Source organism: Aquimarina discodermiae (assembly GCF_040786235.1).
Taxonomy (GTDB): domain Bacteria; phylum Bacteroidota; class Bacteroidia; order Flavobacteriales; family Flavobacteriaceae; genus Aquimarina.
The window spans coordinates 78,499-105,355 of the sequence record NZ_JBFMKP010000007.1 but is presented as its reverse complement, the minus strand read 5'-3'; the positions used below and the strand labels follow the sequence as shown (position 1 = coordinate 105,355).

The 26,857-nt window shown below is 32.5% G+C and carries 23 protein-coding genes; 10 read left to right on the top strand and 13 right to left on the bottom strand.

The annotated features are described in order from the left end of the window. Positions 1–181: 181 nt before the first annotated feature. Positions 182–367, bottom strand: a complete 186-nt coding sequence (locus tag ABW636_RS06095; RefSeq protein WP_367589070.1) for a hypothetical protein — start codon at positions 365–367, stop codon at positions 182–184. 131 nt (positions 368–498) lie between these two features. Continuing rightward, a complete protein-coding gene (locus ABW636_RS06090) occupies positions 499–2,187 on the bottom strand; it encodes a helix-turn-helix domain-containing protein (RefSeq protein ID WP_367589069.1) in 1,689 nt (562 codons plus the stop codon). A 548-nt stretch (positions 2,188–2,735) separates the two neighbouring features. On the opposite strand from ABW636_RS06090, the gene ABW636_RS06085 reads away from it, so the two are divergent. Then, on the top strand, positions 2,736–3,755 hold the full coding sequence (locus ABW636_RS06085; RefSeq protein WP_367589068.1) for a threonine aldolase family protein: 1,020 nt from the start codon (positions 2,736–2,738) through the stop codon (positions 3,753–3,755). Positions 3,756–3,823: 68 nt separating this feature from the next. Here ABW636_RS06085 and ABW636_RS06080 read toward each other — a convergent pair whose 3' ends face one another. After that, positions 3,824–4,144, bottom strand: coding sequence for a YegP family protein (locus tag ABW636_RS06080; protein WP_367589067.1), 321 nt, complete (start codon positions 4,142–4,144; stop codon positions 3,824–3,826). A 235-nt stretch (positions 4,145–4,379) separates the two neighbouring features. Between ABW636_RS06080 and ABW636_RS06075 the strand changes: the two genes are divergently transcribed. Then, the gene (locus ABW636_RS06075) at positions 4,380–5,483 is read left to right on the top strand and encodes an OmpA family protein (RefSeq protein WP_367589066.1); all 1,104 of its coding nucleotides are present in this window, start codon (positions 4,380–4,382) and stop codon (positions 5,481–5,483) included. A 72-nt stretch (positions 5,484–5,555) separates the two neighbouring features. Here ABW636_RS06075 and ABW636_RS06070 read toward each other — a convergent pair whose 3' ends face one another. Both ABW636_RS06070 and ABW636_RS06065 read right to left on the bottom strand, forming a co-directional pair. Further along, positions 5,556–6,005, bottom strand: coding sequence for a thioredoxin family protein (locus ABW636_RS06070; protein WP_367589065.1), 450 nt, complete (start codon positions 6,003–6,005; stop codon positions 5,556–5,558). A gap of 128 nt (positions 6,006–6,133) precedes the next feature. Further along, positions 6,134–6,457, bottom strand: coding sequence for a YbaB/EbfC family nucleoid-associated protein (locus ABW636_RS06065; protein ID WP_367589064.1), 324 nt, complete (start codon positions 6,455–6,457; stop codon positions 6,134–6,136). A gap of 70 nt (positions 6,458–6,527) precedes the next feature. Here ABW636_RS06065 and ABW636_RS06060 point away from each other — a divergent pair, with 70 nt between their 5' ends. The 3 genes from ABW636_RS06060 to capB all read left to right on the top strand — a co-directional run bounded on the left by ABW636_RS06060 (position 6,528) and on the right by capB (position 11,339). Beyond that, positions 6,528–8,663 carry a S9 family peptidase gene (locus tag ABW636_RS06060; RefSeq protein ID WP_367589063.1) on the top strand — a complete coding sequence of 712 codons (2,136 nt, stop codon included), beginning with the start codon at positions 6,528–6,530 and terminating at the stop codon, positions 8,661–8,663. Between the two features lie 92 nt (positions 8,664–8,755). After that, positions 8,756–9,805 carry a cysteate synthase gene (gene capA / locus ABW636_RS06055; protein ID WP_367589062.1) on the top strand — a complete coding sequence of 350 codons (1,050 nt, stop codon included), beginning with the start codon at positions 8,756–8,758 and terminating at the stop codon, positions 9,803–9,805. Between the two features lie 274 nt (positions 9,806–10,079). After that, a complete protein-coding gene (capB, locus tag ABW636_RS06050; RefSeq protein ID WP_367589061.1) occupies positions 10,080–11,339 on the top strand; it encodes a cysteate-C-fatty acyltransferase in 1,260 nt (419 codons plus the stop codon). A gap of 115 nt (positions 11,340–11,454) precedes the next feature. Here the strand turns inward: capB and thrC are convergent, their stop codons facing one another. The 3 genes from thrC to thrA all read right to left on the bottom strand — a co-directional run bounded on the left by thrC (position 11,455) and on the right by thrA (position 16,281). After that, positions 11,455–12,747 carry a threonine synthase gene (thrC, locus tag ABW636_RS06045; protein WP_367589060.1) on the bottom strand — a complete coding sequence of 431 codons (1,293 nt, stop codon included), beginning with the start codon at positions 12,745–12,747 and terminating at the stop codon, positions 11,455–11,457. A gap of 91 nt (positions 12,748–12,838) precedes the next feature. Continuing rightward, complete coding sequence (locus ABW636_RS06040) at positions 12,839–13,762, bottom strand: homoserine kinase (RefSeq protein ID WP_367589059.1); 924 nt, start codon at positions 13,760–13,762, stop codon at positions 12,839–12,841. A gap of 62 nt (positions 13,763–13,824) precedes the next feature. Then, positions 13,825–16,281: a bifunctional aspartate kinase/homoserine dehydrogenase I gene (thrA, locus tag ABW636_RS06035; protein ID WP_367589058.1), complete on the bottom strand. Its 2,457-nt coding sequence runs from the start codon at positions 16,279–16,281 to the stop codon at positions 13,825–13,827. Between the two features lie 427 nt (positions 16,282–16,708). On the opposite strand from thrA, the gene ABW636_RS06030 reads away from it, so the two are divergent. Next, positions 16,709–18,253: an NAD(P)H-hydrate dehydratase gene (locus ABW636_RS06030; RefSeq protein WP_367589057.1), complete on the top strand. Its 1,545-nt coding sequence runs from the start codon at positions 16,709–16,711 to the stop codon at positions 18,251–18,253. A gap of 93 nt (positions 18,254–18,346) precedes the next feature. On the opposite strand, the gene xerD is transcribed toward ABW636_RS06030, so the two are convergent. Together xerD and ABW636_RS06020 are read right to left on the bottom strand one after the other, a co-directional pair. Continuing rightward, positions 18,347–19,243, bottom strand: a complete 897-nt coding sequence (gene xerD, locus ABW636_RS06025) for a site-specific tyrosine recombinase XerD (protein ID WP_367589056.1) — start codon at positions 19,241–19,243, stop codon at positions 18,347–18,349. 71 nt (positions 19,244–19,314) lie between these two features. Continuing rightward, complete coding sequence (locus ABW636_RS06020; RefSeq protein ID WP_367589055.1) at positions 19,315–19,902, bottom strand: outer membrane beta-barrel protein; 588 nt, start codon at positions 19,900–19,902, stop codon at positions 19,315–19,317. A gap of 282 nt (positions 19,903–20,184) precedes the next feature. Here ABW636_RS06020 and ABW636_RS06015 point away from each other — a divergent pair, with 282 nt between their 5' ends. The 3 genes from ABW636_RS06015 (at position 20,185) to aroQ (ending at position 21,999) form a co-directional block, all read left to right on the top strand. After that, entirely contained in the window at positions 20,185–20,811 is a 627-nt protein-coding gene (locus tag ABW636_RS06015; RefSeq protein WP_367589054.1) for a porin family protein, read from the top strand. Positions 20,812–20,932: 121 nt separating this feature from the next. Beyond that, complete coding sequence (locus ABW636_RS06010) at positions 20,933–21,556, top strand: porin family protein (RefSeq protein ID WP_367589053.1); 624 nt, start codon at positions 20,933–20,935, stop codon at positions 21,554–21,556. A 23-nt stretch (positions 21,557–21,579) separates the two neighbouring features. Beyond that, a complete protein-coding gene (aroQ, locus tag ABW636_RS06005) occupies positions 21,580–21,999 on the top strand; it encodes a type II 3-dehydroquinate dehydratase (protein WP_367589052.1) in 420 nt (139 codons plus the stop codon). A 193-nt stretch (positions 22,000–22,192) separates the two neighbouring features. On the opposite strand, the gene ABW636_RS06000 is transcribed toward aroQ, so the two are convergent. Together ABW636_RS06000 and lpdA are read right to left on the bottom strand one after the other, a co-directional pair. Then, positions 22,193–22,948 carry a hypothetical protein gene (locus ABW636_RS06000; RefSeq protein WP_367589051.1) on the bottom strand — a complete coding sequence of 252 codons (756 nt, stop codon included), beginning with the start codon at positions 22,946–22,948 and terminating at the stop codon, positions 22,193–22,195. Between the two features lie 614 nt (positions 22,949–23,562). Further along, positions 23,563–24,954 (bottom strand): dihydrolipoyl dehydrogenase, encoded by a 1,392-nt coding sequence (gene lpdA / locus ABW636_RS05995; RefSeq protein WP_367589050.1) that lies wholly within the window; start codon positions 24,952–24,954, stop codon positions 23,563–23,565. 689 nt (positions 24,955–25,643) lie between these two features. Between lpdA and ABW636_RS05990 the strand changes: the two genes are divergently transcribed. Continuing rightward, positions 25,644–26,213, top strand: a complete 570-nt coding sequence (locus ABW636_RS05990) for an RNA polymerase sigma factor (protein WP_367589049.1) — start codon at positions 25,644–25,646, stop codon at positions 26,211–26,213. A 150-nt stretch (positions 26,214–26,363) separates the two neighbouring features. Here ABW636_RS05990 and ABW636_RS05985 read toward each other — a convergent pair whose 3' ends face one another. Continuing rightward, complete coding sequence (locus tag ABW636_RS05985; RefSeq protein WP_367589048.1) at positions 26,364–26,843, bottom strand: hypothetical protein; 480 nt, start codon at positions 26,841–26,843, stop codon at positions 26,364–26,366. Between the last annotated feature and the right edge of the window lie 14 nt (positions 26,844–26,857).

Below are 26,857 nucleotides of genomic sequence, written 5' to 3'. Positions count from 1 at the left end.
GAAAATAAATGCAGGTATATTTTCTTGAAAAATAACTATAATGTCAGAAAGCATATATAGATTAGATTTTTTTGATTAGGTTCACAAAAAAATCTAATCTATTGAGTGCTGAAATTGTCTTTTTTAACACTATTTTTTTGTCATAAATTAGATCCTAACAGGGTTATTTGACAAAATGTTACTATGGTTGACCATTAAAACCTCTTGGGCAATCTTCACGGCTATTTGTGTGTTCTGTTTTACATCTAAAATTATCTCCATTTTGACCACTCATTCCACCACCTTTAATCGTATTTAGATGGTTTAATTTAGATATTTCAATTTTTTGAAGGGATAATTTTTTAGTGCCTATTGATTTTTTTTTCATCTTAAGTTGTTTTAATAATTATGATTAGGATAAAAGTATAGAAAATCAATTGCAAAAAATAGAAAGAATCTGGAATATCGTACGATATTCCGGAATTTCGTCACCATTAAAACAGTGTAAGTTTCATGTTTTTAATGAATTATTTCGGTTTTGGTAGTTTTATTGATTTTCGAAAGTTCTTTAATATAAAATGAAGGTTTGATTTTAATTTGCTTATAAAATGCGTTAGAAAATGTTTCAGAACTATTAAAACCGAATTCATTTGCAATGGCTTTGATCGTATATTTTTGCAATACAGTATTGTTTTGAAGTTCTTTTACCGCATGATTAATTCTAAGTTCATTTAGGTATGTGGTGAACTTTTTCTTTTTATAATGATTAATAACACGTGATAGATATTTTACATTGGTCTGCATACTATCAGCAAGTGATTGAATACTTATGCCTGTATTCGTAAATTCATGATTTCTTTCGAAAATATCTAATTCACTAAGAATATATTTGATATGTTTTTCCGGAATTCCTATAAGTTCATCTTTGATGATTGGCTTCTTATTTAAAGAGTTTTTTTGCTTAGATTTTGATTCTAGGTTTCTCATTAACTCTTCAAACTTGGCTTGAGAATTTTTCCTTTTATTATATTGATAAAATATCATACTACCAGAAAGTAGTAAAAGCAGTATTAAAATAGATAAATTTGAAAAATATGCCCTTTCTTTTCGGTTGAGTTTAGTTAATAAAGCCTTTTGCTCTTCTTTTAATAATAAGATATCATAATCTTCTTTTACTTTTTTACTAATAGTAATTTGATCGTTCAAGTAATTATCGAGTATAATGGTTAATTTGTTTAAATACTTATTTTGATTATGTAAGTCATTGATTGATTTATAATATTTTTTTAAATATTCATAGGTTTTAATATATTTATGTTCTGGTAATGAATTAACGGTTTCCAGTATAGAGTCAGTTTTAATAAAATAGGGAATAGATTTTTCTTCATAACCCAATTCATAATAAGACCTTCCTAAATAAAAATAACTGTCGATTGTTTTTATTTTATCTTCAAAATCGATCATAGTGGGTAATGCAACACTTATACTATCTATGGAAGCTTGATATTGTTTTTTATGATAATGATTAACTCCTTCACCTAATGTAAAATATGCTTTTATTTTAGAAACAACAGTGTCCTCGTTCATAACAGCTTTATTATATGCTAAGGTATAATAGTAAGTGGCTGAATCATTTTTTTTAAGTCCAATATAGGTTTCTGCCAACATACCTAAGGTGTATAAATATCTAACTTTATGCATGTATGTAAGTTCTACTTTATAATATTGCTCACATTTTTTAAATATTGCAAGTGCTTCTTCTTTTTTATGTAAATGCTCGCTTTTGATTGTACCTATATAGTGATTTATTCGATATAGCAGATCTAGATTCTCATTGGCCATAGCATATTTTCTTGCTTTGTTTAAAAGGTCAATGACTGTTTCGATGTCTCTTTTTTCATTTAAATTGTATTGCGCTTTAAAAAAATAGGCTCTAGCGGGAAAATTTTTATTCTGGACATTTTTGGTTATACTAATAATACTATCCAAGTATATATTACTTATCTTATCGCTTGATATCAATGACAAACGGTAATAACCATTTGCTATTCTGATGGTATCCTTATTCTCTTTAACTTTCCTTAAATGAAAATTAGCAATTTTTTTCGCTTTTACCGAATCGGTTTTCCAATACGCATAAAAAGCACGTTTTAATTCATCGTATCCTCCTTTTTGATACAATGAGTCTAAATGATCTTGTGAATACATAAAGTTACATAGAAGAAGAGAAAATAAGTAGATGATAGTAATCTGAAACTTACCCATAGTTATGATGTAATATATGTTTAGAAAATAGCTGTAATGCTTCAAAAATAATATTATTTATAAGATTGGTGAGAAAGAATTATCTTACTTATGATTTGTGTAGGTTTAAGCTAGTGTAAGTGTTTATTAATTTTCAGTTTGATCAAATTGCTTAAGAAAATAAGAAGGATTTATTCCAACTCGTTTATTAAAAGCCTTAGAAAATGTCTCAGCACCTTTAGAACCTCATAAGCAATCACCTTTATAGTAAATTTTCTAAAGGCTGATTTTTCTTTTAACTTCTTTTACATATATGTTGTATCGGACTTTTGTTTTATAGAATCCGAATTATTTTGTGTTGTAAACAAAATGGAAATGAACAGTAACAATAAGAGTAAATAATGAACATGTATTTTATGCATAACTCACTTTAAGAAAATGATTTTGAATGACTATATTATTCGTAAAAATAATATTATTTTTATTGTTTAGAGTACTAAATAGATAGTGGTATGAAAATAGATTTGCGTAGTGATACCGTCACGAAACCAACACCCGAAATGCTTAAAGAAATGATGAATGCCAAAGTAGGAGATGATGTTTATAAAGAAGACCCCACAGTCAATGAATTAGAAAAAAAAGTTGCTAAAATGTTTGGGAAGGAAAGCGCACTGTTTTTCCCATCAGGCAGTATGGCGAACCAAACTGCAATTAAATTACATACACAACCAGGAGAGCAGCTTATAGCAGATGAATATGCACATGTTTATAATTATGAAGGAGGAGGGGTATCTTTTAATAGTGGAGTTTCTTGTAGATTGATAAGCGGTCATCGAGGTATGATTACAGCTAATCAAGTTAAAAATGCTATCAACCCTCCAGATTTTTATCATAGCCCATTAACAAGTTTAGTGTGTATAGAAAATACAACGAATAAAGGAGGAGGAGCATGTTATAGTTTTGAGGAAATAAAAAAAATTAAAAAGGTATGTGATGAGCATACATTAGGATATCATTTGGATGGTGCACGGCTATGGAATGCATTAGTAGCTAAAAATGAAACACCATTGCAGTACGGAGAGGTTTTTGACTCTATTTCAATTTGTCTAAGCAAAGGTTTAGGTGCTCCAATTGGATCTATTTTAATTGGTGATGCTAAGCTAATGGAAGGTGCCATACGTATAAGAAAGATCTTAGGAGGTGGAATGCGGCAAGTAGGGTATTTGGCTGCAGCTGGTTTGTTTGCAATAGAAAATAATATAGATCGATTATCTGAAGATCATAGGAGAGCCAAAGAAATTGGTAGGCAATTACAAAAACTATCTTTTGTAACCCATGTAGAACCGATAGATACAAATATTGTAATATTCAATATTGAAGGCGATGCAGATATGTTTATCGAAAAAATGGGAAAAAAAAATATTCATTTTTATAGCATGGGACAAGGTAAGTTAAGATTTGTCACTCATTTGGATTACACCCAAGAAATGCATGAATATTTCTTAAAACTATTAATGACTACGATTTTATAAACTAATTAAGCCGTTTATAGAAAATATCCATAAACAGCTTATTTATATTATTTGTTACTAAGAAAAAATTATAGCTCCTTAGTTGTTGCTTCAGGAGCATTTTCTTTTACAGAGTTTATTCCATTTTCCATTCCAGATTCAGAAGAATACATTTGACTACTTCCAATTATCTGTCCATTTGTGGCTTTTAAATTAAAATAAAACTTACCATTTTTTGCCGTCTTGCGTTCATATCTACCATCTTCTGACGCATTTTTTTTAACAGAATTGATCCCATTTTCTGCAGCAGATTTACTGTTGTAAACTTCACTACTTAGAATTACTTGTCCATTTTTGGCTTTTAAGGTAAAATGATACCCGGATCCATCTGTATTTTTAAGTTCAAACATATTTGTAAGATTTTTATTAGTTCGTTTTGATTTTGCTAAAATTATAGAATTAAAAGCAAAAAGAAAAATGATTTATGACTGAACATTATGAATATTTTAGCATTTTATCGAGAAGAAATACAGATTATCGAATTTGAACGGAATTATATACTTGGCTTTAATCTGGATAACAAAAATCCGTGATTATTTTGTATATTCATTGTAATTAAATAATTACACTAAAAACTATTCAATTATGAGAAAATTAACTTCGACACTGCTTTTAATTATTTTAGGGACTACAGTCCAGGCACAACAAGATTTACCAGAAAACCCAGAGCCAGGTAAATGCTATGTTCGATGTACCACTCCAGACGTGTATGAAAACAAAACCGTACAGGTTGAAATTACACCCGAATACAGAAAATTAAAAACGTATCCAGCAGAGTATAAAACGATAACAGAAAAAGTAGTGATTAAGGAAGCTTCTAAAAAGCTAAAGGTAATTCCTGCTAAATATGAAACCAAAACAGTTACTTATGTAAAGAAACAAGGAGCATCTACTTTAAAAGTGATACCTGCTAAATTTGCGACTTCTTCAGAAAGTGTTGAGATCAAATCTGCTTATGCACAATGGGAGTTAGGAGCACCTGCACCAGATTGTGCCTCTAGCAATCCAGAAGATTGCCGTTATTGGTGTTATAAAGGATATCCAGCAGAGTATGAAACAATACCAACAAAAACACTAGCTGCAGATGCTACAACACAAAGTAACTCTATAGCAGAGCAAACAGCTACTTTTACAAAAAGAGTACTGGTAGAGCCTGCAAAAATTATAGAAGAAGTAATTCCAGAAGAATATGCAACCATCAAAAAAACAGTATTGGTAAAAGATGCGTATACAGAAGAAGAAGTAATTCCAGCTACTTTTGAAACAATTGACAAAGAGGTGCTTGCTAAAAAAGGAGGATTAACTATATGGAAAGAAGTAGAGTGTTCTCTTGTAGAGTATTCTGCATTGCCAATCAATTGGAATTTGGCAAGTGCTACCTTAACAACACAGGCAAAAAAAATAATTGATACTAGATTAATGCCGGTATTGGCGAATAATCCAGGATCTAAAATGGAAATCGCATCACATACAGATTCTAGAGGATCAAAATCAAGTAACGAAGAATTATCAGATAGAAGAGCGCAAGCTGTTGTTACTTACTTAATTTCTAAAGGAATTAATAATAGCCGTTTGGTAGCTAATGGATATGGAGAAACTAGATTAAAGAATAGATGTGCAGATGGTGTAACTTGTACAGAAAGAGAGCATTCTTCTAATAGAAGAACAGAGTTTAGATTGATTCAATAATCTTACAAAAATAGTATTAAAAAAAGAGGTTACTCTGTACGAGTAACCTCTTTGTAATTTATATACCTAGTTTTATTTCGAAAGTTTATCTAATAATTCAAAATGAAACTTGGGATCTCTTAACGAGTTATAACCCGATATTTTATCGATAACCTTTCCTTTTGTATCTATAATAGTAACTAAAGGGAAAGACTTTTGCGTATTATATTGTTCGAGCAACTTAGCATTTTGTTCTCTTTGTTTTTCTGTTAATAAATCTCGGTTCCTCGGGATATCTACTAGCATCAATACAAAAGAACTGGTATATTTCTTAAATTTATCATTTTCAAAAAAATCTTTTTTCAGCATTTTACAAGGGGCACACCAATCACTACCACTAAAGTATAGCAATACCTTTTTGTTTTTCTTTTTTGCTATACTCTTTGCTTTATCAAAGTCCTGTAACCAGGTTACATCCTGTTGCTTTTGTTGCGCATATGCTATAGAGAAAGAAAAAAATAAAAGAAGGAAAAGATTTTTCATGGTTTGATCTATATTACTTTTAAGATTAAGTTTCAAAAATGATACCAATTCTATTTTAAAATCATAAAACTACCAAATTAGTTTTATAGTAACATAAAAATAGAATAATCAACTTAGGTATGCAAAAATTACATGAACTTATCCAAACCAGGTATGTTAGGCATTCCTTCTTTCGCCACAGCAGCTAATTCAGACTCGTTAATTTGAGTCGCTTTTGCAATGGCTTTATTTAATGTCAAAACCAGATAATCTTCAAGTTGCTCTTTGTCTTCTAACAATTGATCATCAATAGTAATATTTTTAATTTCTCTATTTGCTGTAAGGGTTACTTTAAGAAGATCATCAGCACTTTTTTCATCAACCAAAACAGTATTTAGCCTTTTTTTTGTGTCTTCAACTTTTTGTTGGGCTTCTTTTAATTTGCCCATCATACCCATCATATCTCCAAACATAATATTCTTTGTTTTTAATTTATATTAGCAAAATTAGTATTTTGGTTGTTAATAAACTAAAAGGATTATTATGAAATCTTCGCATATTATCTTCTTAATATCACTTATTTTTGCTACCTCTTGTAAAAAAAATAACATGGCGACACTGGATACCAAAATACAAACACCTATTGCAGATAAAAAACCTGAAAAGTTAGAACAACATAGTGATGTTCGTGTTGATAATTATTTTTGGTTGAATGAACGAGAAAATCCACAAGTTATAGATTATTTAACTCAAGAAAATAATTATAATGATAAAATAACTGCGCATACCAAAAATTTTCAAACATCTCTGTTTGAAGAAATGAAAGGAAGAATTAAAGAAGATGACTCTTCGGTACCATATAAATTGAATGGATATTGGTATTTGACTAGGTATGAAAAGGGTAAAGACTATCCAATTTATTCAAGAAAAAAAGATTCTTTAGATGCAGAAGAAGAGATTTTGTTTGATTGTAACAAGGAAGCAGAAGGTCATAGTTATTTTAAGTTATCGGGTATTAATATTAGCCCAGATAACAAATTAGTAGCTTTTGGTGTAGATACAATAAGTAGACGTAAATATACTATTCGTATTAAAAACCTTGAAACAGGTGTTATTTATCCAGAAGTGATCGAAACAACTACAGGAGGTAGTACTTGGGCAGCAGATAGTAAAACGTTGTTTTATACCAAAAAGGACGATGAAACATTACGTTCTGATAAAGTTTATAGACATATTTTGGGGACCGAAGTTTCTGATGATGTAGAGATTTATAATGAGACTGATGATACCTATAATACATTTGTTTATAAAACTAAATCTAAAAAGTACCTGGTCATTGGTTCAAGTAGCACATTAACATCAGAATATCGTATTTTGAAAGCAGATGACCCTATGGGAGAATTTAAAGTTTTTCAACCAAGGGTACGTGGTTTAGAATACGGTATAGCACATTACGAAGATAGTTTTTATGTATTAACCAATGCAGACAGCGCTACCAATTTTAAATTGATGAAAGTTTCAGAGGGAAATACGCTTAAAGAAAATTGGGTAGATCTTATTCCTCATAGAAAAGATGTTTTGTTAGAAGATATCGATATTTTTAAAGATTACCTGGTAATAAGTGAGCGCTCTAATGGTCTTAATAAAATTAATATAAAACGATGGGACGGTAAAGCAGATTATTACCTTCCTTTTGATAATGAGACCTATACAGCTTATGTGAGTACTAATCCTGATTTTGATACCAAATCCTTACGATACGCATATAATTCTTTAACAACTCCTAATTCTGTTATTGATTTTGATATGGAAACCAAGGAAAAAGAAATTAAAAAAGAGCAAGAGGTACTAGGAGGTAAGTTTGATAAAAATAATTACCAATCAGAAAGAGTATGGGCAACGGCAGCAGATGGTGTAAAGGTTCCTATTTCTTTGGTATATAGAAAAGGAATCAAAAAAGATGGATCCAATCCATTATTACAGTACGGTTACGGTTCTTATGGTTCTACGATCGATCCTTACTTCTCTACTGTTAGGTTAAGCTTGTTAGACAGAGGGTTTATTTTTGCTATAGCACATGTTCGAGGTAGCGAATATTTGGGTAGATCCTGGTATGAGGATGGAAAGTTGTTTAAGAAAAAGAACACGTTTACAGATTTTATTGCGTGCTCAGAATATTTAATAAAAGAAAGTTATACATCGTCTGATCATCTATATGCCATGGGAGGATCTGCTGGAGGTTTATTGATGGGAGCTGTTGTTAATATGTCACCAGAATTATATAATGGAATTGTAGCAGCCGTTCCGTTTGTAGATGTGGTTACTACAATGCTTGATGATAGTATTCCTTTAACTACCGGTGAATATGATGAATGGGGTAATCCAAATGAAAAAGAGTATTATGATTATATGAAATCGTATTCTCCATACGATAACGTTAAGGCACAAGATTATCCTAATATGTTAGTTACAACAGGACTACATGATTCTCAAGTGCAGTATTGGGAACCAGCCAAATGGGTTGCAAAATTAAGAGAAATGAAAACCGATGAAAATTTATTGTTACTTCATACCAACATGGAAGCAGGGCATGGAGGGGCTTCAGGAAGATTTGAAGCACTAAAAGAAGTAGCCGAAGAATATGCCTTTTTACTAGATCTTGAAGGTATAAAAGACTAATTAAAAAAAATAATGTAACTTCGTACCGTTTTTGTAACAGTTTTGTAGTTCCCCCGTTTTTTATTCTATAGGACTGTATAAACACCAACTATATGAGAGAAGATATAAAGGCTTATAATAATATATTAGAACTTATTGGTGATACTCCACTTATAAAACTGAATAAGATTATGAAAGGCTTTCCGGGCAACTACTATGCAAAAGTAGAGTCATTTAATCCGGGCCATTCCTCTAAGGACAGAATAGCACTTTTTATTATAGAAGAAGCCGAGAGAAAAGGTATTCTTAAACCAGGCGATACTATTATTGAAACAACAAGCGGTAATACCGGTTTTAGTTTGGCAATGGTGAGCGTGATAAAAGGCTATAATTGTATCCTTGCAGTGAGTTCTAAATCCTCAAAAGATAAAATATCTATGCTCAAGAGCATGGGAGCAAAGGTTTATGTGTGTCCAGCAAATGTTCCTGCAGATGATCCACGATCTTATTATGAGGTTGCAAAAAGATTGCATAAAGAAAATCCTAATTCGGTATATATTAATCAATATTTTAATAAACTAAATATTGAAGCTCACTACAAATATACTGGTCCAGAGGTATGGAATCAAACTAATGGTAAGCTTACGCATTTTGTAGCTTGTTGCGGTACAGGAGGAACAATATCTGGTACAGCTAGATATTTGAAAGAGAAAAATGAACAAATTCGTATTCTCGGAATTGATGCCTATGGATCGGTTCTTAAAAAATATCACGAAACCAGAGAGTTCGATAAGAATGAAATTTACCCATATAGAATAGAAGGATTAGGTAAGAATTTAATTCCTAAAGCGACAGATTTCGATAGTATTGATAAATTCGAAAAGGTAAGTGATGAAGATAGTGCTCATACAACTAGAGAACTGGCAATCAAAGAAGGTTTGTTTTTGGGGTATACTAGTGGAGCAGCTTTGCAAGGGATAAAACAATTGGCAATGCGAGGAGAGTTTGATGAAAATAGTAATGTAATTGTAGTTTTTCCTGACCATGGATCTCGTTATATGAGTAAGGTATATAGTGATGAATGGATGAATGAACAAGGTTTTTTCGATACAGATTTAGAAGAAATAGATGTAGAGCTACAACAGGTTCAGTTTATAAAATAAATAAGAAGAAATAAAATAAAACATCCTCTATGTTAGAGGGTGTTTTTTATTTAATAATAAAAAACAGACATACATCATTTGCTTTTAAAAAGCATTTGTTTGATATTGTGAGGTTTAGGTTATTAAAGATTTAGAAGGTTTTCTATAAGCTTTTTGTGTTTATAGATTAGTAATTGTTAAAATGACACTTTATAAAAGTCAATACAAATATAATTATGTCATCAAATCAATTTTCCGTATTTTCGCACACTTATAAGAAACAATTTTTTGATAAATGAGAGATTTATTTGATAAGATTTACAAAGACAAAGGGCCATTAGGAAAGTGGGCAGATCAGGCAGAGGGATATTTTGTTTTTCCTAAACTAGAAGGTCCTATATCAAATAGAATGAGGTTTCAAGGGAGAGAAGTTATTACCTGGAGTATCAATGACTATTTGGGATTAGCCAACAAGGAAGAAGTTCGAAAGGTAGATGCAGAAGCTGCTGCAGCTTATGGTTCTGCTTACCCAATGGGAGCTAGGATGATGAGTGGTCATACCGATTTACACGAACAATTACAGGACGAATTGGCAGAATTTGTAGAAAAAGAGGCTACATATTTACTAAACTTTGGTTACCAAGGTATGGTTTCTACCATCGACGCGCTGGTTGGTAAAGACGATATTATTGTTTATGATGTAGATGCACATGCTTGTATTATTGATGGGGTAAGGTTACATCAAGGAAAAAGATATACTTATAGACATAATGATATAGAAAGTATTGACAAAAATCTTATGAGAGCTACAAAAATGGCCGAAAAGACTGGTGGAGGAATCTTATTGATTTCTGAAGGTGTTTTTGGGATGCGTGGTGAACAAGGTAGACTAAAAGAGATTGTAGCACTTAAGGATAAATATAATTTTAGACTGTTTGTAGATGATGCTCATGGTTTTGGAACTTTAGGAAAAACAGGAGCAGGAACAGGAGAGGAGCAAGGTGTACAAGATCAGATCGATGTGTATTTTGCGACTTTTGCTAAATCTATGGCAAGTACGGGAGCCTTTATTGCGGCTGATCAAGAGATTATTGATTACTTAAAATATAACTTACGTTCACAGATGTTTGCAAAGTCATTGCAAATGCAATTGGTAATCGGAGCGCTAAAGCGTTTGGATATGCTTAGAACAATGCCAGAACTGAAAGAAAAGTTATGGGAAAATGTAAATGCATTGCAGAACGGACTTAGAGAACGTGGATTTGATTTGGGAACTACACAAAGTTGTGTTACACCAGTATATCTAAAAGGTAGTATTCCTGAGGCTATGGCTTTGGTAAAAGACCTTAGAGAAAATCATGGTATATTCTGTTCTATAGTAGTGTACCCAGTAATACCAAAAGGATTGATATTACTTAGGTTAATTCCAACTGCATCACATACGATGGAAGATATAGAAGAAACTTTAATAGCTTTCTCTGCAATACGTGAACGTTTAGAAAATGGAACGTATAAAAAGATTTCTGCAGCTGTAACTGCAGCAATGGGAGAATAATAAGATATATTTAAAATATAAAAAGCGCTTAGAAAATAATTTCTAAGCGCTTTCTTATTTTTGGTAAAAAAAGCAACAAAGCACAATATTGCCTTTTTTTACTATTTTAAAGTTGCTATGAAGATAAAAGAAACTTTTTAAGTTCTTCGTAACTGTTAATTGCAATACTATGTTTTTCTTTATTAATAACATTTTGGATTTGAGTTGGTATATCCACAGTAGTATCCAAAGTGTTTTCTACAATATCTAAAAATTTAACCGGGTGTGCTGTTTCTAAAAACACGCCGTATTCATTATTCTCTAATTTATAATCCTTAAGACCCAAATATCCAATAGCACCATGAGGATCGGTAATATATCCAGAATTATTAAATACGGTGGTCATAGCCTCTTTGGTTTGTAGATCGCTATAGCTGTATGCAGAAAACTTACCTTTTAAAGTATTAAAGTTATTGTCAAAAAGTTGTTGTATTCTAACAAAATTACTAGGATTACCAACATCCATAGCGTTAGAAATCGTGGCAACAGATGGTTTTGGCTCATATTTTTCGGTTTCTAAATACCGAACAACCGTATCATTACTATTGGTGGCAGCAACAAAGTGTTTTACAGGAAGTCCAAGTTTTTGAGCAACGATTCCAGCACAGATATTACCAAAATTACCACTAGGAACAGAAAAAACAACTTCTTTATTCTTTTGTTTTATTTGTTTGTAGGCAAACAAAAAATAAAACAATTGTGGTAACCACCTTGCTACATTGATAGAGTTGGCAGAAGTTAATTGTTTATAATCTGTGATGCTAGTGTCAAGAAATGCAGTTTTTACCATATCCTGACAATCGTCAAAAACACCATCTACTTCGAGTGCAGTAATGTTTTGTCCAAGAGTTGTTAGTTGTTTTTCTTGAATATCACTTACTTTTCCGCTAGGGTATAAGATAACTACGTTTACACCATTAACACCTAAAAAACCATTAGCCACTGCACCTCCAGTATCACCAGAAGTAGCTACAAGAACAGTAACATTATTTTTGTTGTTTTTGTTGAAATACCCTAGACATCTTGCCATAAATCTTGCTCCGACATCTTTAAACGCCATTGTTGGACCATGAAAAAGCTCTAAGGTTCCTATATTATCTTCAATATTTACAACGGGAAAATCAAAACTTAATACGTCTGCTAGAATATCCTTAAGAATAGGTTCAGGAATTTCATCACCTACAAATTGTTGTATTGCTTGATAGGCGATCTCTGCGTTATCAAGCGAAGTAATGGTTTCAAAAAATGATGCTGGTAAAGGAGTTATATTTTCAGGAAAATAAAGTCCTCTATCTGGCGCTAATCCATTGATGACAGCGTCAGAAAAAGATACTTTGGGTGAGTTATTATTTAAGCTATAGTATTGCATTGCTTTTTGTTCTTTTTGTTTCGAAGGCTTTTTTTATGCCTTACTAATCTCTTTTTGATAGGAGAAGTAATCCTTTTAATTCTTTTTTTTGTTAGTTTAAAATTTTAACTCCTTGCGCGTTTATTTCTGAAATATGAATGTCGAAGTTAATTCCGGTTTTAGTGTACACATCTTCGATGGCACTGGCTACTTTTGTAGCGGTGTCCTTTCCTTTGCTTAAAGCAAATACGGAAGGCCCAGATCCAGATATTCCAGAACCTAAAGCTCCGTTTGCTATTGAAGCTTCTTTTATGGTATCGAACTCAGGAATTAATATAGATCGTAACGGTTCTATAATTACGTCGTTAAGACTTCTTCCAATAAGTTGATAGTCTTCTGTGTATAGCCCTGCTACTAATCCACCAACATTTCCCCATTGTTGAATAGCTTTGTTAAGTGTTACCTTATGTTTGATCACCGATCTGGAATCAGATGTTTTTACTTCAATTTGTGGATGAATAACTGTCATAAATAAATCCTGAGGAGAGTTTAGTTTTATGACGTCTAGAGGAGTGTAGCTGCGAACCAACGTAAATCCCCCCATAAGTGCAGGAGCAACATTGTCTGCGTGGGCATTACCACTGGCCAATTTTTCTCCTTCCATAGCGAATTGTATTAATTCGAGTGGTGTAAAAGGAGAATCCAAGAGGTGATTTACAGCCCAGACTGCACCTGCACTACTAGCAGCACTGCTGCCTATACCGCTTCCTGCTTTTATTTTTTTATAAATTTCAATCTCGACTCCTATTGCTGTATCAAGTTTTGCTAGTAATGCTTCGGTGGCAACACCTGCTACATTTTTATGAGTTTCTAACGGGAGGTTTGCTCCGTCAATTTTAGTAATTTTTACACCTGGTTCGTTGGTAAGAGTAATCACCATTTCATCACCAACATTATCTAGGCAACAGCCCAAAACATCAAATCCGCAGGATAAGTTTGCGACAGTAGCGGGAGCAAATATTTTTATACTTTTCATTAAAATGGTTTTATTTTGTGTGAATATATTTTTCTATTGGTTATATACATATTACCTCAAAATTATTCATTTAAATTACTTTTGCCAACTCTAATAATATCAGCAAAAATACCTGATGCAGTAACATCTGCACCTGCACCAGCTCCTTTTACGATTAAAGGTTGTTTTGGATACCTATCTGTATAGAACAGAACAATATTGTCACTACCTTCTAGGTTGTAAAATGGATGATCTGTTGGTATATGTTGTAATCCTACTTTTGCATTTCCGTTTTCATATTGCGCGACATACTTAAGGCGGCAATCTTTTTTATTGGCAGCATTAAAAATACTTTCAAAATGACTTTCGTTATTTTTTATTGAATTTAAAAAATCATCAACATTAGTTGTGTTAAGGCTTTCTTCTGGTAAAAAAGAATCGTTTTCTATATCTTCTAGTTCCATTACTTTTCCGCTTTCTCTTGCAAGAATTAGAATTTTACGAGCTACATCGATACCACTCAAATCAATTTTTGGATCTGGTTCTGTATAGCCTTCTTCCTGGGCCTGTTTAACGATATTGTGAAAAGTTACGCCTTCTTTGTAGTTGTTGAATACAAAATTCAGACTACCTGATAATACAGCTTGTATTTTATGGATATTATCCCCAGAATCGATCAGATTATTAAGTGTATTGATTATGGGTAAGCCTGCGCCTACATTGGTTTCGTACAAGAAAGATGTGTTAAATTTTCGAGATAAATTCTGTAACTCATTGTAGTTGACATATTCATCTGCACATGCAATTTTATTACAAGTGACCACCGCAATACTTTCTGCTAAGTAGTGCTTGTATATTTTGGCAATATCTGGATTTGCAGTATTATCAACAAAAATAGAATTACGTAAATTCATATCTTTTGCTTTTGTAAAGAAGGATGAAGCATTTGCATCTTCGCCTTCTGGTAATTGCTGCTGCCAGTTATTTAAATCAATTCCGTTTTCGTCAAAAATCATTTTACGAGAATTAGACATTCCTATAACTCGTATTTTAAGACGTAATTTTTCCTTTAGGTATTCATTTTGTTGCTGAAGCTGTTCAAGTAATTTACTACCTACATTTCCTACTCCGGTAACAAATAAGTTTAATTGCTTAGTTTCAACCTCAAAAAATCGCTCATGTAGTACATTTAGCGCTTTTTTGATGTCTTTTTCTTCAATAACTACAGAAATATTTTTTTCTGACGCTCCCTGAGCAATTGCTCTAATATTTACATTGTTTTTACCAAGGGTACTAAACATTTTACCACTTAATGACTGGTGTTGGTACATATTATCACCTACTAGTGCTACAATGGCAATATCATTTTCTATTTTTACTGCTTCTAGTTGCTTTTTCGAAATTTCAAATTCAAACGTAGTATCGAGTATTTCTTTTGCAATTTCGGCTTCAGAAGATTCTACTGCCAAACATATAGAGAGTTCTGATGATGCTTGTGTGATAAGTATCACATTAATGTTTTTTAATGATAGGGCCTCGAACAAACGTTTAGAAAACCCCGGGATACCTACCATTCCGCTACCTTCTAGAGAAATGATCGAAGTATTGTCTATATGACTAATTCCTGTTACTGCTTTTTTTCTACCATCGACATTTCGTGTAATTAGTGTACCATGATCTTCTGGATCAAAAGTGTTTTTTATGACGATAGGAATGTTCTTATCTAATACCGGATGAATAGTAGGAGGGTAGATTACTTTGGCTCCAAAATGAGATAACTCCATAGCTTCTTGATAAGAAATATGAGGTACCGGTTTGGCTTGTTTCACAATTTTTGGATTTGCAGTATACATACCGCTTACATCTGTCCAGATTTGTAATTCCTTGGCATTGGTTGCGGCGGCTAGAATTGCAGCTGTAAAGTCAGATCCACCTCTACCTAATGTGGTAGGTTCTCCATCTTGATTTCGTGCAACAAAACCAGGAAATATTACCACACTATGTTTATTGGTATCTGTAAATTGAGTAATGTTATCATTGGTTTTTTTGTAATCTACAGAAACTTTAGAGTTTACAATTTTAACAATAAGTTCTCTAGTGTCCTTTCTTATAACATCCAACCCTTTTACTTTTGCAGCTTCTGTAATAATAAAAGATGATAGTAACTCGCCAAAACTAGCGATTACGGCTTCTGTTTTTTCTGATAATTCACTTAGTAGAAATACGCCTTCACATAAAGACTCGAGTGTGTTAAGTTCTGCCTTAACCTTACTCATTATGGCACTTTGAGAAGTAACAGGAATAAGATTTTTTACAGCTGTAAGGTGTATCTTTTCTATTTCTTCAAGTACATTTTTATAGTTTTCGTTGTTTGCAGCAGCTTCGGTACCGGCTTGAATTAATAAATCAGTAATGCCACCCATTGCAGAAACTATAACATATATAGGTTCTTTAGTTAGTTTTTGTTTGATGATATCTATAACACTGTCTATAGCCGTAGCATTTTTGACAGAAGAACCTCCAAATTTCAGAACGTTCATAATATTTTTTGGATTGTATTAGTATTAATTTTTGTCGTAGTTTTTTAGGTTGTATTATAAACTACTTTTTGTACGTGGTGATATATAAATGATTAACCCCTAGGGGTAATAGTAATGCCTGTAGTACGTGTAATAGAAGAAATCTCAGATATAAAAATCTTAAGTGATAAAATTGAGATGATAATGGTACTAAACATTTGATATCGTACTTTATAAGTTCAAATGTATAATTTTTTACATTTAAAGAAAACTAAATTGGGAGGTTATATTTACTTTTGTCAATTCGATAGCTAAAAATTGAAATTGTTATAAAATTCTCATAAAATCAAATAAAACAGGTGTAATTACAATCATATTTAATAATCTTTTTAAAGGATAATTATACGATAAAGTCTTTGTAGACTTATTTTAAATAAAATTAAAACAAATGAAAATATTTTCTGCGCAACAAATGCGTAATGCCGATGAGGCAACAATGAAATCAGAAAAAATAACTTCTATAGAACTAATGGAGCGGGCTGCGAATCAGGTTTTTAATTTGATTCATAATAAATTACAGGGGTCTCCTGTATTTATTCATGTTTTTTGTGGTATAGGAAATAATGGAGGTGATGGTTTGGTGGTTTCGAGATTGTTGGTAGAACATGGTTATAATGTAAAGACTTATATTGTCAATTTCAGTGAGAACAGATCTTCAGATTTTTTGGTAAATTATGATCGACTAAAAGAAATTGATAAAACTTGGCCAATTCAAATCAAATCTGAAGAAGATTTCCCACAATTACAACAACAGGACATTGTTCTTGATGCTATTTTTGGTATTGGTCTGAATAGACCTATTGTACCATGGGTGATTTCTTTAATAAAGCATATTAATGCCACGAGAGTTTTTAAGATATCAATAGATATTCCTTCTGGTTTGTATGCAGATAAAGCTCCTGATGATCCAGAAGGGGTTATTTTTGCCAATGTAACGGTTACTTTTCAGTTACCAAAATTGGCGTTCTTTTTGCCTCAAACAGGGATGTATTCTCAGGACCTTCAAGTCATTGATATTGGACTTGATCGAGACTTCTTAAATAAAACGCCTGGTTTTGCTACCCTTATCGGAAAAAATGAAGTATTACCAATATACAAACCAAGACATAAGTATAGTCATAAAGGTACTTATGGGCATAGTGTCATTATAGGAGGGAGTTATGGTAAAATTGGGAGTGTTATTTTGGCTAGTAAAGGGGCCTTAAGAATAGGAGCTGGTTTGGTAACATCTTATATTCCTGAATGTGGGTATGATGCTATGCAATCGACTTTACCTGAAGCTATGGTGATTACAGATGGAGATGATGAATTAGAAGAAATTACGCTTGATTTTACACCCTCTGTTATAGGAATAGGTATTGGTTTGGGGACTCATGATAAGACGGTAAATGCGTTAAAAGAATTTCTTTCAGAAAATAAATTACCATTGGTTATAGATGCAGATGGCATTAATGTACTGGCAGAACATAACGATATGTTAGCGCATCTTCCTAAATTAACAGTTCTGACACCACACCCAAAAGAATTAGACCGTTTAATAGGGCCATGGCAAGATGATTTTGATAAAATCCATAAAACCAAAGAGTTCTCTAAAAGCCACGATTGTATTGTTGTTATAAAAGGAGCAAATTCTATTACCGTATATGGAGATCAATTGTATGTTAATACAACGGGTAATCCTGGTATGGCGACAGCGGGTAGCGGAGACGTACTTATGGGAATGATTACAGGCCTAATTTCGCAGGGATATGATCCTTTACAAGCAGCTGTTTTTGGAGTGTATTTGCATGGTAAAGCAGGAGATATCGCCGTACATAAAACCAGTTTTGAAGGTTTAGTGTCGAGTGATATTATTGATCATATAGGAGTAGCACTAATAGATTTGTTCACACAACCAAAACCACCTGCTAACGCAGAGCAACAAGCTAAGTAGTGTATGTGATTTTTTTAGATACATTAGAAATAAAACTCCTATTACTATTTAAAAACGTTTTAGGAGTTTTTTAGTCTTATTTCAGTAAAAGCATTATTTTCTAGGGTGAAAATTATGGATAACTTCTTTTAGGTGACTCGTGTCTACATGCATGTAAATTTCTGTTGTTGTAATACTCTCATGCCCCAACATAAGTTGTATGGCTCTTAAATCGGCTCCGTTTTCAAGTAAATGTGTGGCAAAAGAATGTCTAAAAGTATGTGGACTTACTTTTTTTTGTATTCCAGATTTCTCTACTAACCTTTTAATAATAGTAAAGATCATAGCTCTGGTCAACTGTTTACCTCTCCTATTTAGAAACAAGGTATCTTCATGCCCTTTTTGAATTATAAGATGAGCTCTAATTTCTGTAATATATAGGTTGATATATTTTTTGGTAATATCTCCTATAGGCACGAATCGTTGTTTATCTCCTTTACCCGTTACTTTGATATAACCTTCTTCAAAAAAAAGACTAGACAATTTTAGATCAGTTAGTTCGCTTACTCGTAAACCACAACCGTATAATGTTTCTATTATTGCTCTATTGCGCTCTCCTTCTGGTGTGCTTAAATCAATCTGAGCTATAATATCATCAATTTCATCTACAGACAGCGTATCGGGAAGTTTTCTGCCTATTTTTGGAGCTTCTATAAGTTCCATGGGGTTAGATTCTCTATAATCTTCGAAAACAAGATAATTAAAGAAACTTTTTAATCCAGAAATAATCCTTGATTGCGAACGAGGATTGACCAATTTTGCAGTTTCAAAAATGAATTGTTGCAGTATTTCTTTTTGTATAGTAAGTGGCGAGGAGTCTATTTTTTGATCTTCCAGAAATTTTAATAATCGTTCTATGTCTAGTGTATAATTAACAATAGAGTTTTCAGAAAGCCCCCTTTCAATTTTTAGATAGTGAGTATAATCCTTTATAGCGTGATTCCATTTCATTAACACGAATATAAAAAAACCATCTTAAGGGTACTTAAGATGGTTTTAAAATAATTTAGAAATATAGTTTTTTAGAACTTGTATACTAAACCTAAAGTTATGTCTTCCAGGTTAACATTTAAGTCAAAGTTGTCTTGAGACTCTGCTCCATCTGTATCAGCTTTTTCTGTAGCATATCTAAGTGCACCCCAGAAAGCTTCTAAAGCAAAGTTGTTACCAATGAAATAGCTAACACCAGGTCCACCCCCGATACCAAAACCGTTGTTGGTAACATCGGTAGTACCATTGTCTTGATTGGTAGATCGGTAGTCAGCGCCAAATTCACCAAATACAGAAAATTTACTAGCAGGAGAGAAGTAATATCTTCCAAACGCACCTACAGAAAAAGCATTGGTTTTATCTTCAGTAGAACCTAATTCTTCTTTTTGACTAGTAAAACCTAATTTTCCGCCAATTGCAATGTTTTCAGAAACAAAGAAACCAACTCTTGGAGCAACAGTAAAAGAATTCTCTTTTCTTTCTCCAAACTTTTCAGAGCTAAAACCTACGTTACCAGAAATAAATACATCTCCATTGGTAAAACCAGCTGTTTTTTCGTCTTGTGCACTAGCAGTAGCAAAACTTGCAAAAGCAAGTGCAGTTAAAAGTAATTTTCTCATAATTGTTTTTGTTTGTTTTAAAATTTTAGGATGCAAATGTATTATTTTATACTTGTAATAAAAGTAAAAAAGATGATTTTGTTTTTATAGAAGTTAATCTACCTGATCATAGATATGTACTGACTAGTTTATAATATTTTTTAGTCGACATAAAACTAATAAGTTATAAAATGTTTACTGCAAAGACTGTAAAAAAACCATAAATGTAATATGGGATAGCTTTGAATCATATAGTTTAGCGTGCTCAAATAGAAAACACTTTAATTAAATTATTATCTAATCATGAAAAAACTATTACTATTTGCTGTATTGACTTCTTTAAGCTTAGTATCAAACGCACAAGAAGAAGAAATTAGATTTGGGGCAAAAGCAGGGATTAACTTTGCAACTATTACAGGGGATGAAACCGATAATGTTGGTGGAAAAACAGGGTTTCATGTAGGAGCTGTTGTAGAAATTCCTCTTTCAGAAAAATTCGCTTTTCAACCAGAAATATTATACTCTACTCAGGGATCTAAATACGAAAGTTCTTTTGAAGTATTTAATGAGACAACAACAGAAGAAACTACAACAAAATTAAATTACTTAAACATTCCATTAATAGGTAAATTTTATATCGTAGAAGGTTTTAGTTTACAGGCAGGACCGAAAGTAGGTTTCCTTTTATCTGCAAAGAGAGAACAAGAGGATACTGATAGCGAAGGAACAGAAACTGAAGATGTAGATATCAAGGATACTACAAAAGGGTTAGATTTTGGTGTTAATTTTGGTTTAGGGTATCAAATGGATATGGGACTTTTCTTTGATGCACGTTATAATTTAGGTTTATCCAATATTAATGATATAGAAGGATCTAGTGCTAAAAATCAAAATAATGTAATTCAATTATCTATTGGGTATAAGTTCTAAATTTTACGATTCAACAAACAAGACAATCAAAAAGCATCTCGATTTTTCGAGATGCTTTTTTGTACACAAACTCTGGATTTTTAAAAAATAAAACTACTTTTGGGTAGAAAAGCTTTTTACTATGAGAACTATTTTTTTTGGTATTACTTTGCTAATTACTACTTTTTTGCATGCTCAGGAAGAAGAAGAAATTTTGTATACGAGAGCAGGATTTAAAATAGGTGCAAATTATGCTACTATTAATGGGGATATAAATGATGTTGATCCAAGATTTCGTTTGCATTTGGGAGCTGTTATTGAGTTTCCAATACTATCCCGTTTTTATATTCAGACAGAAGTGTTGTATTCTGCACAAGGATATACTTTTGAAGAGGAGGGAGTAGAAAATAAAATAAGCTTAAATTATCTTGCATTACCTGTCATGACTAAGTTCTATATAACGAATCAAATTAGTTTAGAAACTGGTCCTCAATTAGCAACATTAGCTAATGCTACCACTTCTGCAGAGGATCCCACAGACGAGTTTTATAATTCGTTCGAGAGTTTTGATTTTGGTTGGGGGTTTGGTGGGAGTTACATGTTAGAAAGTGGCTTGTTTTTTCAGGCAAGATATGTAATGGGGTTAACCAATATAAATGCAATAGATACGATAGATATAACCAATAAGCATGGTGTTGGCCAGCTTTCTGTAGGGTATTTATTTAAAACAAAAAATAATAGAAGACAGGATGATCAAACGTTTTAGGTGATCCAAATCAAAATTTTTACATGAAACTACTTATTCTTAATGGTCCAAATTTAAACCTCCTTGGGAAACGAGAACCTGGAGTGTACGGAAGTCAAACTTTTGAAGAATACTACAAACAATTACAAACTCGATTTCCAAATGTAGATTTATCCTATTTTCAATCCAATATTGAAGGAGAATTGATTACCAAAATTCAGGAAGCCGATGACCAGTATGATGGTGTTATTCTTAATGCAGGGGCCTATACACATACGTCTATTGGCATTGGTGATGCAATAAAAGCTGTTGCTACACCTGTAATAGAAGTGCATATCTCTAATACCTTTGGTAGAGAAGAGTTTAGACATCAATCTTATATATCACCCAATGCAAAAGGAGTGATTCTGGGGTTTGGACTACAGAGTTATGAGTTGGCAATTCAAAGTTTTAACACTCATTAAAAGAAGGCATAGAAGGTATTATATTTTATAAGGGATCTATTTATTTAAATAAATCCCGAATAATGATTTTAAAATATAGGCTTAGTACGTATGTATATAAAACAAAATAGTAACGTATGACCTTATGTTATTAAGCGATAGCGGGCTTTTCCTAAACTTACACTATCAATACTAAGCCTATATTTAAACTAATTTAAGCTAAGCTTGCCAATGCTTCTACTTCTGTTGTAAGGTTCTCTTGGTAAAGAGCACTTAATGACTGAACAGAAATGGTAGCATCACTACTGTTTTGTGTGCTATCTGCATTTATCCAAACAATTTGCTGACCGTTACCTTGTAGGCTAAAAGGTTGAGATTGAGTTTCAGAAGTAATCACTTCTACCAAACTCTGAGTATCTCCTGCATATTTTATTACTGTATTTGGATCAACTAATTTGTTTACAATGATAACTTGTGCTTTATGCTCTGTAAACTGTACTGATGTAAACTGATTGATATTACTTTGGATTTGCCCAGAATACCAGTGTGATTCTGGTACAGCATAAAAACGAGTAAACTTCTGGAAACCTTGCTCCTGACCGTTTAATGGTAGTTGCTTATTGTTGATTCCTTCTGTATCTAAAGGCATTTTTACACTTCCTATAAAAGCTTGAATTTTAGCTCCTTGATTTCCATTTGTAACAGAAGCAGAAACTGTATTAGTTTGACTTCCATCAACAAAACATAACGCAGCCAATCCTTGATTCATAGTAGTACCAGGAACGATTACTTGAATGGGTGGCTTAGAATTTGACCAAACTACATTTACTGTAGTATTGGCATCATTTCCTGCTGCATTGTAAAAAAATAAACAATATAATTGCCCATTATTTAGACTTCCGTTACTTGTTGCAGTTGTCCCTTCTTCAAGCTCAATTAATCTACCGTTGTTCCAGTTAATTGTTGACATAGTTTATTAGTTTTAATTGTAATCCCTACTCTAATTAAAAAAGATTTTCGGGTGCCTCTTTTTTGTAATCAAAAAATGATGATAGTAGCTACTCAATCGAATATTTTACTTCTGATTACGGTTGGTTTAATGCTCATTAATGATGTGCTAAATCGTGTGATTTACATACTAAATGTATAAATTAATTCTAATAAAATCTTACGGAAATCTAGCCATATATTTACGTTTTGAAACTAGTTGGTTTTGAGTTATTGACTTGTCAAACAGATGTTTAATCTGTATTATGTATACGGGATGTGGTCTGTATTTTAAGTAGGTGTTTTGAAAGTCTTATGTAAAGGTTAAATGTTTATTTAAGTCTTTTTTTTGGTCAAACCAAAAAGAAAGTTAAAATGATCATTTTATGATGAAATTCTTGTTTTGAAATGCTAAAAATGAATGGTAATTGATGATGAAATGATACGATTTTATGAGTAACTGTTATTCACACGTTTTTATAAATTGTTAGTAATACAATTGTATTTTTTGAAAACACTCTCAAAAGTTTTTACAATAAGAAATGCCTTACTATTTCAGTAAGGCATTTCTTTGTAATGGTATATTATAAATAGCTATTATAGATGAATTACTTCATCATAAGCATCTGCTACTGCTTCCATTACTGCTTCACTCATGGTTGGGTGGGGATGGATAGCTTTTAGCACTTCATGCCCCGTTGTTTCTAATTTTCTTCCAAGAACAGCTTCTGCAATCATATCGGTAACACCGGCACCTATCATATGGCAACCTAACCATTCTCCGTATTTTGCATCAAAAATTACTTTTACAAAACCGTCTTTGGTCCCTGCAGCGCTCGCTTTTCCAGAAGCAGAGAAAGGAAATTTACCAATTTTCAATTCGTATCCTGCTTCTTTGGCTTGTTTTTCTGTCATCCCTACACTTGCAATTTCGGGTGATGCATAGGTACAACCAGGAATATTACCATAGTCGATAGCTTCAACGTTCATTCCTGCTATTTTTTCTACACAAGTAATTCCTTCTGCAGAGGCAACATGCGCTAATGCAGGACCGGGTACTACATCTCCAATTGCGTAGACTCCTGGGATATTAGTTTGATACCAATCATTAACTACGATTTTATCTCTATCGGTTGCAATTCCTAATTCTTCTAGTCCAATGTTTTCGATATTAGTTTTAATACCTACTGCCGATAAAACAATGTCTGCTTCCAGGATTTCTTCTCCTTTTTTGGTCTTTACAGTTGCTTTTACGCCATCACCACTGGTATCAACACTTTCTACAGAAGAATTGGTCATTACTTTGATTCCTGCTTTTTTGAAGTTACGGGCAAATTGCTTCGATACTTCTTCATCTTCCAGAGGAACCAGGTTAGGTAAAAATTCTACAATAGTAACTTCTGTTCCCATTGCGTTATAGAAATGAGCAAACTCTACACCAATCGCACCAGATCCCACAACAATCAATTTCTTGGGTTGTGTTGGCAACGTCATTGCTTCTCTGTATCCAATTACTTTTTTACCATCTTGCGGTAAGTTTGGTAATTCTCTGGATCTTGCTCCCGTAGCGATAATGATATTTTTTGCTTCATAGTCAGTCTCTTTTCCATCGGCAGCTGTTACAGTAACTTTTTTACCTGCTTTTAGCTTACCAAACCCTTCGATCACATCGATCTTATTCTTTTTCATAAGAAACTGCACACCTTTGCTCATTCCGTCTGCAACACCACGACTACGTTTTACTACTGCATCAAAATCTTTGTCAAATTTTTCTACCGTTAATCCATAGTCAGAAGCGTGTTTCAGGTAATCAAATACCTGTGCACTTTTTAATAATGCTTTTGTGGGTATACATCCCCAGTTAAGGCAAACGCCTCCCAGGTTTTCTTTTTCTACTACAGCGGTTTTAAAACCTAATTGTGAAGCTCGTATTGCGGTTACATATCCTCCAGGACCACTACCTAAAACGATGATATCATATGTGCTCATAAATGTGTTTATTTTTGAAGCCACGAATTTAAGGATAATTAGGATAATCAGAAAACGATTTAGGCTTTCCTTAATTTATTTGGTATAACTAGGAGAGTAAATTGTTATAAAAATAAAAACACGATGCCTATGGACACGATGTTAGTTTCTTAATTGTTAAATATTACTACGAAGTTTTTGACCTAGTAAATAAATTCCATATCAAATCTGGAATGACTCACTTTATTAATTAGATAATTCTCATCAACGGGGTAACAAAAGAATAAAAACTATTACTTAATAAATGAGTCATGTTGCAAAACGCTTGAGTCATGTTGCAAAATGCTTGGGATGTGTTACAAAATGCTTGGGACGTGTTACAAAATGCATAGTACGTGCTACAAAATGAATGAGTCACGTTACAAAATACATGAGTTGCATTACAAAACTCCTAAGTAACACCAGTTAATAGATAAGATGTGCGTTTTAGAATATTAATATTATCTTGTTATCAGTAGGTTAGGTGTTGTTGTGTCTTGTACTTTTTAAGGTGGATCATTACACCGATTTTCTGTAAATCCGTGCTTACTTTCGGTAATGGCGAGTTACTTCTCTTGTAGACTACCTTCCTTTCCATCTACTTTTACATCAACAACACAATCAATCTTGATAGACATGTTGTATTAGAGAAAAAATAAAGGAAAAAGAAGATGAATACACAAGTAAAATGTTTACCCCCAGGCATAAAAAAATTAATTAATGATACCAATGCATTGGAAGAACTTTATGAGTTCATTTATCCCAGATTTAAATCTTATATACTTAAAAAAGGGGGAAGGGTAGAAGATGCTCAGGATATTATGCAAGAAGCTATATTGCAATTGTTAATGGTACTTAAGGGTAAACCCTCCTGTATACATTCTAATGTTAGAAATTATCTATTTGGTATTTGCAAAAATCTTTGGAGAACACATTTGCAAATCACAGAAAAACTGCAATACATACCAGAGGTATTCGATTCTGTAGGTTTTGGAAAGAACGATATCTTGGATCAACTTATTAATAAAGATGAAAAAGCTGTATTCAAAAAATACTATAACCAATTAGGAGAAAATACTCAAAATCTATGGGAACTGTATTTTGACGGTAAGAGTGCCAGAGAAATAGCTTCTATAATGGGGTTTTCTGAAGGATATGTGCGTAAAAAGAAATGCGAATCCAAAAAGAGATTGTTTAAAATGATAGCAAACGATCCTGTATACTTAGAGTGGGTAGCGTGATTATCATTTATGAGTTGTTACATTATATCTGCCATGACAAACAACAACAAATTATAAAGGCTCAAAATTACTTTGAGCCTTTATATTTTATATAATAATATTTTGAGTCCTGAAAGTTTTATATTTTTTTAAAGATTATTTAGTGTTATTTTATAATTCCAAATGTAGTGCTTTCTGTACGGCATTAAAATCAGATAAATCTATCTTGGTATTTTTGGCAAAATTAGCAGGAACAACCACAATTCTAAACTTTTGATTATCTGTAAGATCTGCAGGAACCAAATCAGGGTTATTACTTTCTAATAAAATATCAACATCTCCAATGGTATAATTAAATCTATATTGTACAGAAGTATCAGCATTATCATTTAGGAATATAGTGACCGTAGGTAATGGTTCCCAGACTTCAAGTTGATTGTCAACATTTTCTCTACGATAAACCAATACCACATCAGAATCAAAAATATTTTCTGGAAATTCAAAGCGCGTTCCGTATTCATTATTAGGCGTAAAATCAACTGTGGTCTCAAATGTGAGTCCAATAGTATCATTATCGACACGATCATCATCGTTAGAACAAGAAGTAAGCATAACCGCCATCAAGCATACCAAAGTGAAAATTTTTCTCATACGTGTTTTTATTT

Bases quoted from the DNA above. Each gene is read 5' to 3' on its own strand.
- ABW636_RS06095 (WP_367589070.1), bottom strand. From the start codon at position 367: ATGAAAAAAAAATCAATAGGCACTAAAAAATTATCCCTTCAAAAAATT.
- ABW636_RS06090 (WP_367589069.1), bottom strand. From the start codon at position 2,187: ATGTATTCACAAGATCATTTAGACTCATTGTATCAAAAAGGAGGATAC.
- ABW636_RS06085 (WP_367589068.1), top strand. From the start codon at position 2,736: ATGAAAATAGATTTGCGTAGTGATACCGTCACGAAACCAACACCCGAA.
- ABW636_RS06080 (WP_367589067.1), bottom strand. From the start codon at position 4,144: ATGTTTGAACTTAAAAATACAGATGGATCCGGGTATCATTTTACCTTA.
- ABW636_RS06075 (WP_367589066.1), top strand. From the start codon at position 4,380: ATGAGAAAATTAACTTCGACACTGCTTTTAATTATTTTAGGGACTACA.
- ABW636_RS06070 (WP_367589065.1), bottom strand. From the start codon at position 6,005: ATGAAAAATCTTTTCCTTCTTTTATTTTTTTCTTTCTCTATAGCATAT.
- ABW636_RS06065 (WP_367589064.1), bottom strand. From the start codon at position 6,457: ATGTTTGGAGATATGATGGGTATGATGGGCAAATTAAAAGAAGCCCAA.
- ABW636_RS06060 (WP_367589063.1), top strand. From the start codon at position 6,528: ATGAAATCTTCGCATATTATCTTCTTAATATCACTTATTTTTGCTACC.
- capA (WP_367589062.1), top strand. From the start codon at position 8,756: ATGAGAGAAGATATAAAGGCTTATAATAATATATTAGAACTTATTGGT.
- capB (WP_367589061.1), top strand. From the start codon at position 10,080: ATGAGAGATTTATTTGATAAGATTTACAAAGACAAAGGGCCATTAGGA.
- thrC (WP_367589060.1), bottom strand. From the start codon at position 12,747: ATGCAATACTATAGCTTAAATAATAACTCACCCAAAGTATCTTTTTCT.
- ABW636_RS06040 (WP_367589059.1), bottom strand. From the start codon at position 13,762: ATGAAAAGTATAAAAATATTTGCTCCCGCTACTGTCGCAAACTTATCC.
- thrA (WP_367589058.1), bottom strand. From the start codon at position 16,281: ATGAACGTTCTGAAATTTGGAGGTTCTTCTGTCAAAAATGCTACGGCT.
- ABW636_RS06030 (WP_367589057.1), top strand. From the start codon at position 16,709: ATGAAAATATTTTCTGCGCAACAAATGCGTAATGCCGATGAGGCAACA.
- xerD (WP_367589056.1), bottom strand. From the start codon at position 19,243: ATGAAATGGAATCACGCTATAAAGGATTATACTCACTATCTAAAAATT.
- ABW636_RS06020 (WP_367589055.1), bottom strand. From the start codon at position 19,902: ATGAGAAAATTACTTTTAACTGCACTTGCTTTTGCAAGTTTTGCTACT.
- ABW636_RS06015 (WP_367589054.1), top strand. From the start codon at position 20,185: ATGAAAAAACTATTACTATTTGCTGTATTGACTTCTTTAAGCTTAGTA.
- ABW636_RS06010 (WP_367589053.1), top strand. From the start codon at position 20,933: ATGAGAACTATTTTTTTTGGTATTACTTTGCTAATTACTACTTTTTTG.
- aroQ (WP_367589052.1), top strand. From the start codon at position 21,580: ATGAAACTACTTATTCTTAATGGTCCAAATTTAAACCTCCTTGGGAAA.
- ABW636_RS06000 (WP_367589051.1), bottom strand. From the start codon at position 22,948: ATGTCAACAATTAACTGGAACAACGGTAGATTAATTGAGCTTGAAGAA.
- lpdA (WP_367589050.1), bottom strand. From the start codon at position 24,954: ATGAGCACATATGATATCATCGTTTTAGGTAGTGGTCCTGGAGGATAT.
- ABW636_RS05990 (WP_367589049.1), top strand. From the start codon at position 25,644: ATGAATACACAAGTAAAATGTTTACCCCCAGGCATAAAAAAATTAATT.
- ABW636_RS05985 (WP_367589048.1), bottom strand. From the start codon at position 26,843: ATGAGAAAAATTTTCACTTTGGTATGCTTGATGGCGGTTATGCTTACT.